Annotated in this window: 5 protein-coding genes, 7 tRNA genes and 1 rRNA gene; 11 read left to right on the top strand and 2 right to left on the bottom strand. The window is 43.4% G+C overall.

Features of this window, described 5'->3' with window-relative positions; genetic code table 11:
* From SALPA_RS33135 to SALPA_RS33085, 11 genes are all read left to right on the top strand, one after another.
* Positions 1-166 (top strand): 23S ribosomal RNA (locus SALPA_RS33135); the annotation flags it as partial.
* A 143-nt stretch (positions 167-309) separates the two neighbouring features.
* Positions 310-385 (top strand) — tRNA-Lys (locus SALPA_RS33130).
* A gap of 75 nt (positions 386-460) precedes the next feature.
* Positions 461-536: transfer RNA gene (locus tag SALPA_RS33125), tRNA-Val, on the top strand.
* Positions 537-611: 75 nt separating this feature from the next.
* Positions 612-688, top strand: a tRNA-Asp gene (locus SALPA_RS33120).
* A 205-nt stretch (positions 689-893) separates the two neighbouring features.
* Positions 894-969 (top strand) — tRNA-Phe (locus tag SALPA_RS33115).
* A 5-nt stretch (positions 970-974) separates the two neighbouring features.
* Positions 975-1,050: transfer RNA gene (locus tag SALPA_RS33110), tRNA-Thr, on the top strand.
* 10 nt (positions 1,051-1,060) lie between these two features.
* A tRNA-Tyr gene (locus SALPA_RS33105) sits at positions 1,061-1,145 on the top strand.
* Positions 1,146-1,158: 13 nt separating this feature from the next.
* A tRNA-Gly gene (locus SALPA_RS33100) sits at positions 1,159-1,232 on the top strand.
* Positions 1,233-1,688: 456 nt separating this feature from the next.
* Complete coding sequence (locus SALPA_RS33095; RefSeq protein WP_186450835.1) at positions 1,689-3,719, top strand: TonB-dependent receptor; 2,031 nt, start codon at positions 1,689-1,691, stop codon at positions 3,717-3,719.
* Between the two features lie 29 nt (positions 3,720-3,748).
* Positions 3,749-4,282: an ECF transporter S component gene (locus SALPA_RS33090; RefSeq protein WP_145088498.1), complete on the top strand. Its 534-nt coding sequence runs from the start codon at positions 3,749-3,751 to the stop codon at positions 4,280-4,282.
* Positions 4,275-4,868, top strand: coding sequence for a class I SAM-dependent methyltransferase (locus tag SALPA_RS33085; RefSeq protein ID WP_145088496.1), 594 nt, complete (start codon positions 4,275-4,277; stop codon positions 4,866-4,868). Before SALPA_RS33090 ends, SALPA_RS33085 begins: the two co-directional genes overlap by 8 nt.
* A 50-nt stretch (positions 4,869-4,918) precedes the next feature.
* On the opposite strand, the gene SALPA_RS33080 is transcribed toward SALPA_RS33085, so the two are convergent.
* Positions 4,919-5,266 carry a hypothetical protein gene (locus SALPA_RS33080; protein ID WP_222427789.1) on the bottom strand — a complete coding sequence of 116 codons (348 nt, stop codon included), beginning with the start codon at positions 5,264-5,266 and terminating at the stop codon, positions 4,919-4,921.
* Between the two features lie 203 nt (positions 5,267-5,469).
* Complete coding sequence (locus SALPA_RS33075; protein WP_186450834.1) at positions 5,470-7,389, bottom strand: TonB-dependent siderophore receptor; 1,920 nt, start codon at positions 7,387-7,389, stop codon at positions 5,470-5,472.
* Between the last annotated feature and the right edge of the window lie 15 nt (positions 7,390-7,404).

Genomic DNA, 7,404 nt, shown 5'->3' with positions numbered 1-7,404 from the left:
GAAAGGATAAACGCTGAAAGCATCTAAGCGTGAAACCAGCCTTAAGATGAGGTCTGTCATTCGAAAGAAGTAAGGCCCCTTGTAGATTACAAGGTAGATAGGCCAGATGTGGAAGTGGAGTAATCCATGCAGCTGACTGGTACTAATAGGCCGAGGACTTGACTTATATTCGAGGTTCGGTGATCGAGGTTCGGTGATCGAAGTTCGAGTGTTCGAATGAAGATAACGAATTAATAGATTAATCCTAATGCGTAGTCTTTCTTCTGTGAAGTTTTTAGGGAACATACTCTATTATAGTGCAAAATTAATGACCTACTAGCTCAGTCGGTAGAGCACCTGACTTTTAATCAGGGTGTCCCGCGTTCGAGTCGCGGGTGGGTCACCATTTTCGATGATTCGAGGTTCGATAAATCGTGAGTTCGAACAAACGAGCATGCGAACGAAGCGAACCCACGAATACGGGCGATTAGCTCAGCTGGGAGAGCGCCTGCCTTACAAGCAGGATGTCGGCGGTTCGATCCCGTCATCGCCCACCATTCTAGATAGTTCGAGGTTCGATCGGTCATGAGTTCGAACAAACGAATACACGACCGAAGCGAGCCCACGAAAACGGCCCTGTGGTGTAGCGGTCTAACATGCCGCCCTGTCACGGCGGAGATCGACGGTTCAAATCCGTTCAGGGTCGCCATTCACCTTAGCCCCTGCGGGTGGCTAGAAATGTCCATATGCTAGGCGCGACGAGAACCGTAGCGGAGGCGTACATGGGAGTACGTTGAGCAACGGATCGCAGGAGCAACAACCGTCGCCTATGAGGCTACTATAAAGCCTACTGGTGGCAGAAAACTTGTTGTAACAGCATCGCACAGATAGGCGTTTATAGACAGCTGCATACCGCCTCGGTAGCTCAGTCGGTAGAGCAGAGGACTGAAAATCCTCGTGTCGACAGTTCGATTCTGTCCTGAGGCACCACACATGCTGGCGTAGCTCAATTGGTAGAGCAGCTGACTTGTAATCAGCAGGTTGGGGGTTCAATTCCTCTCGCCAGCTCCATCTTTCTTTTGGAGGGATTCCCGAGTGGCTAAAGGGAGCAGACTGTAAATCTGCCGTCTTTGACTTCGGTGGTTCGAATCCACCTCCCTCCACCATTTATAGTATAATGCGGGTGTAGCTCAATGGTAGAGCACTAGCCTTCCAAGCTAGCTACGAGGGTTCGATTCCCTTCACCCGCTCCATAGAAAATACAAGGTTTTACAGGGCTTCTGTTAGGCCTATTTTTTTTGGCAATACAACCTTATGGCGGTTATAATAATGTACCGCGTATTTAATTAACTAACCACATTTTAGTCAAGAACATCTATAAGAAAAATTCCCTATTGTCAAACTGACTAAGATTATGTTATTATTTTAACAAATACAGTCAAGAAGGCTGTACGGTATGAGTAGTAAAAGACAATAACACAATGTGAGCAAACAACCACGAAGGTATTACGGTAAGAATGACCGTAGATCTTTGTGGTTTTTTATATTGGAGGTGGCACTTTAATTCATTTCAAAATAAAGCTCGGATATTTGAAAGTACTGACACAAGCAATAATTGAAAATAGTGACTAAGGCATGAAGCCTTCCGGGAACTTGAAGTTCCTGTTGGTTTGCATGCTTTTTTATTGTGAACGATGGAGGCAAGAAGAATGAAATTAAGTAAAAAAACACTTGCTACTGCAGCTGCGGTCGGAATAGTACTGGCTGGAATGCCGGTTATGGCTGAAGATATTCCTAGCTACAATCTTGAGGAAATTGTAATTCAGGCCGAGGGGGTTACCAAGAGCAACGCAGATACCACTGTTAACGTCAAAACAGTGAGCCCGGGTAAGGCCGCTACTATTCCCGAACTTTTACGCAGTTCGGCAGGTATTGATGTTCAGCAACGGGCTAGTGCCGGCGACAACCAGGACGGCACAGTCAAGCTGCGTGGTTTTGATGCGCGGCGCTATACCGTGCTTTTAAACGGCCGACAAATTAATTCTGCCGGGGTTATGGGCGGACAGTACGTGGATTGGACAACCATCCCGCTTAATACAGTGGAAAAAATTCAAATTATTAAAGGGGCAAAATCAGCGGCTCATGGCAATACGTTAGGCGGGGTTATCAATATTATTACCCGTGACAAAGGTGTGAATGGCGGGGAAATTAATATTTTATCAGGCAGCAACGGACGGTATGACTATTTATTTAACTATAGCGGCTCAGCGGGGAAGCTTAATTTTAATGTTATTGCTAATAAAACAGGAGCAGACGCATATCTGCGTAACAATGATTATGATGCCAAACAATATGGTTTGCGACTGAACTATGACATAACTAAAGAGGACAACATATCTGCCGGTGTTAACCGTACAGAGACCAAACGGGGGTATATTATTGCCAATAAGTTGGGAGTGAATTATGATTCCAGCTATCCGGTCAGTGATGGCGAGAATTTATCGCCGTCCATTAGCAACTATACATTAAATCCGGGTGCCTATTGGGAAAAAGATAACACCTATTATGACTTTGCCTACAGACATAAGACAGTGAGCGGTTTTTGGCAGATAGATTATTGGAAGAATGACGAAAAACGTCGTGAAGTCAACTATAATGCGGCAGGAACAGCCATTGATCTTGACCGTACCATAGTAAGTGACCAGTCTGACAATATTGGCGTATCAGGTCAATCGAAAATTAATGGTCATACAATTGGTTATGGTGGTGAATATAAGCGGTTGCGCTACGGATATGGTTATTATGATATTCGGCCGGCGGGCAGTACGGATCAGATATATCCTTCGCAAAAGATCGATTTATGGGGAGCCTATATTGACGATAGCTGGAAACTGGATGATAGATGGTCTGCTTATTTAGGCTTGCGCTATGATCATTTATCAGCCAGCCGCGATGATAGCAGGGCTACTGCGATGCGTGATTATGATACTGATTCCCTGTCACCGAAACTGAATTTATCGTTTCGCAATAATGCTGCAACGAACACGTTTGTCTCAGTAAACCGATTGTGGCGCTCACCGTCTATGGCGGAATACTATTGGTGGTCGCAGAACTACAATTCCGGAACGAAGGCTGGTGCAACCAATCCTGGCTACCAACAGCAGCTTAAACCGGAAAAGGGAATCAGCTATGAGACTGGGGTTGAGCAAAAGATCAGTGAAAAATATAATACGAAAGTTACATTTTTCTATCAGGATATTAATGACTATATTAACTTTCAACATGCTTATCCATACTTTTGTTATAACATTGATAAGGCCAAGGTATGGGGTGCTGAGTGGGAGAATGTCTTTAAGCTAGATGATTCGAATAAGCTAATCTTCAACTATACCAATCAACATACGGAGAAAGTGGGAGCAACCCGTACTGACGCTGGTATGACTGATGCGCTTGATTACCGTCCGCTGCACAAAGCCTCTCTTGCCTATCAGTATGATGCCAAACCTTGGCAAGTGAGATATAGCGTGAATTTTACCGGTCAGCAAAAAGCACTGTATAACAATACGGTTAACACCATTGGTAGTTACACCATACATAATTTGGCTGTAGTAAGAGAACTTGACAAGACGCGAAGTATCAGTCTCTATGTAGATAATATTTTTGACAAGCGGTATGTTGAACAAATTGGCTATCCTATGCCCGGACGAACGTACTATGTTAATCTGACCCAAAAAATATAACGGTGATTTCATATGGTAGAAGGTGAATCATGAGCTATACGCGAAAATTAATTAATGTCGCCATGTTTATTGCGTTAGGGGTAACATTGCCACTTGCTTTTCACTTTTTCGGCGGTGTCGGTTCGGTATTTCTTCCTATGCATATCCCGGTATTGATGGCAGGTTTGCTGTTGGGTGTAAAAAGTGGTTTGGCAGCCGGAATATTGACACCTATTATTAGTTGTTTTGCCATCGGTATGCCGCCTGTAATGCCGTTTCTACCGATTATTACAGTTGAATTGGGTGTATACGGTGTTGTGTCCGGGTATTTGTACCGGCAGTGTAAGCTGCCGCTCATATGGTCACTTATTGGGGCCATGCTGGCAGGCCGTTTGGTTGCTATGCTGGTAGTAGCCGGGATGGTTATGGTGCTGGCCATCAAGCTGAAACCACTGACATATATTATTGGCGCTGTTTCTACAGGATTGCCAGGAATCGTTATACAATTACTATTTGTCCCGCTGTTTGTGCGAAAGCTTGAGGCAATATCAGGGACATTTAAGCAGGTGAAATTACATGGGTAATGGACGTGAGTTTTTTGACAAAATTGCCAGCCAATGGGATAGTACACGTGCTGTTGATTCAAAAAAAATAGATGAGCTTGTAGAAATGATTGGTTTAGAGCCTGGCTTTAGTGTACTGGATGCTGGCAGTGGCACAGGTGTACTATTGCCTTTCATCAAAAAATCTATTGGCTCGGCAGGCAAAATTGCGGCAGTAGATTTTTCAGCCAATATGCTGGCTAAAGCGGAGGAGAAATACGGCAGTCTTGGTGGGATTACTTTTGCTGTTGCCGATATTATGGAGTTTGTACCTGAAAACGGCGTATTTGATGCCGTGTTGTGTTTTAATTTTTTTCCCCATATTAAGGAGAAACAAAGGTTCATGACCCACATGCGCAGCCAACTGCGGAAAGGCGGATTTTTGGTCATTATGCATGATATTTCCAGGCAACAAGTCAATGCCATCCATGAGGACAGTAAGGCTGTCAAGAATGATCGCCTGGCGCCTGGAGAAACAGTAAGCAGGTGGCTGACAACTGCCGGATATCAAGTGACCCAAATCATTGATGACGAGGATCGCTATTTTGTTAAAGCGGTAAAGAGCTAGTAAAAATGTAGGAATAGCGTAAGTTAAAAATTTACACATGGTAGAATTTTCTAAAAATTCATATGTGTACAAACGTAGGTATGAAGCCAACGGTAATTTGCCGCAGCTTCATGCCTTTTTCTTTTAAGAAAATCAAAAATTATACTAAGGAGATGAGGGCTGCCCAGACCCAGACGTTCTCTGGCCGCATCAAGCTCCTGTGTGGACATTGATTTAATTGCATCACCATAAAATGATTGCAGCGGATCGCTTGGCGCAAGTCGCGATAAATAGAAAACTCCCAGGGATAAGATAAGCATCAAAAGAACAAACCATATTGTTCTTCTTACTATCTTTTCAACAACCATTGATTTTTTGACCAAACAACAACCCTCGCCTTCATTAACATCAGCTTGCAAATAGCAATTAGGGACAATATAATTTACTGCATCACCCTTCTTGTAAACATAAAAAACCACGAAAGCCAGTTCGTCAACGAACTAAACCTTCGTGGTTTAATTAATGTAATTTATTGTACTTTTACATATATGTATATCAAATTACATTTCCAGTAATATCTAAGGTTTTCATAACCCCTATACTAGGGAATCTAATATAGGCCTTAGAATTTTTGCGTTAGTTCAAGATAGGCAACACGTCCAGGTGCATAAATATCAAATGTGTCAACACGTTGAGTATATTCTCTGTCAAAAATATTATCGACAGAAAGTGCTAAGCTGGTGTTTTTCGACATGGCATAATTAAGTTTTACATCGGCAACAAAATGGCTCATGAACCCATAGGTGTTTTCTTCATCTTCATAAGCAGTGCCAATATAGCGTCCCAATAAATTGGTCGTCCATTTATCTTTGGCGTAGGTGCAGCCAAAGGTCACGGTATCCTTGGGGACTGTCGGAATGCGGTTGCCGGTATAACCATTGGGGTTATTGGTAAATTTGGCATCATTATAGGTGTAATTGATAAAGCCAGTTAATTCAGGTGTGAATTTATGATTGATTTCCGCTTCAAAACCGCAGATTTCTGCGTCTCCCTGCTGCCAACGGTTGGCACCCTGGTAAATTAAATTTACATCATTTTTAAACAAAGCAAGTTTTGTTGTAGTTTTGGGGCTGGCAGACAAATAGGCGCCGATTTCATAGGAGGTCATTTCTTCTGGCTCTAAGTCTGCGTTGGCCTGCAGGTTATTATAATCAAATACCACATTCATGATTTTCGGGCTGTTAAAAGCTTTGCCAGCAGAAGCATACAAGGTTACTTTGTCATCGGCTTTGTAATGAAAGGAAGCTTTGGGCGATACATTGCTTATGCTTCTGTCGGCAAGAGTTTTGCCGTTTTTTACTGTGTCGCTGGTTTTCCATTCATCATAACGCGCGCCCAAATAGAGGGTGCTTTTGGGATTCATAGTGATTTCGTCCTGCAGATAGACGGCATTGGTTTTGGCGGTAGCGGTAGCTGTCAGTTTGCCGGCTTTGTTGTACTGGGAACCCTCGTCTTCTCTGGTGGCAACGCCAAAGGTAAGCAGGTTCTTCTTATCGACAGCCCAGTTTAAACTAATATCGGCTTCTTGGGTTTTGACCGGATTGGGAGAAGGACCATTGCCACCGGCGATTTGCCAGTATTTTTTATAGTTTTGTTCGCCCAGGTGCAATTTGAGCTCTTTGGTGTCATCCAGCTTTTTTTCATAATTAATGCCGGTGAGTTCCAATTTGCGCTGGCCTTTATCCTTGCCACCATTGTAATAGCCATAAGTATAATCGCTTTCTGTTCGCAATATGGACAGGCGTTCGCCTTCGCTGAAATCATACATTAATTTTATACCGGTATTTTCATTCTTAGTAGCAAATTTGCCATAACGGTTTCCTCCTGGCAGCTGTTCCGGCTGATTTACATAACCATCAACATCCCGTTTGTCATAACTTATTACATACTGAAATTTTTTATTATCGCTTTGACCGCTGGTGAAGAAGGAACTAGTTGTTGTACCGTTCTCACCAAACCCACCTGTGACAATTGTCTGTGGTTTTGCGTCTGTTTTAGTAATAATATTAATAACACCCCCCATGGCGTTTGTGCCATACAGGGAGGAAAATGAGCCCTTGATGACTTCGATGCGTTCAATCATTGCTAGCGGAATATTGCTCCAGTTCGCGCCGCCGGAATAGCCGTTATTTAGGGGAATGCCATCCATGAGAACAAGTACCTGGCTTTGCGTCATGCCGCGCAGCGAAATCTTAGTTCCCATCATTCCTTGCGATTCTTTCACATACATGCCTGGCACGTACTGCAATGCCTGATCAAGGGTTTTAATATTTGCTTTGGCTAAATCTTCTGCAGTAATCACCGATACACTGGCAGGAACTTCTTTGATGCTTTTTTCGGTTTTGGTGGCTGTTACAACAATTGTGTCTAAATCAAATTGGTTACTGTTGTCCTCCGGGGTTTCGGCATAACCGGGCGAAGCTGTCAGCAGCATGCCGGCCAGAGCCGACATAAGGGCTAATTTGTGGCGAGTTCTTTTCATGATTAATTTTTCTCC

The sequence above is a fragment of the Sporomusa sp. KB1 genome, from assembly GCF_007830295.1.
GTDB lineage: Bacteria > Bacillota > Negativicutes > Sporomusales > Sporomusaceae > Sporomusa.
The sequence above is the reverse complement of the archived record's forward strand: the minus strand, read 5'-3'. Positions and strand labels throughout refer to the sequence as shown.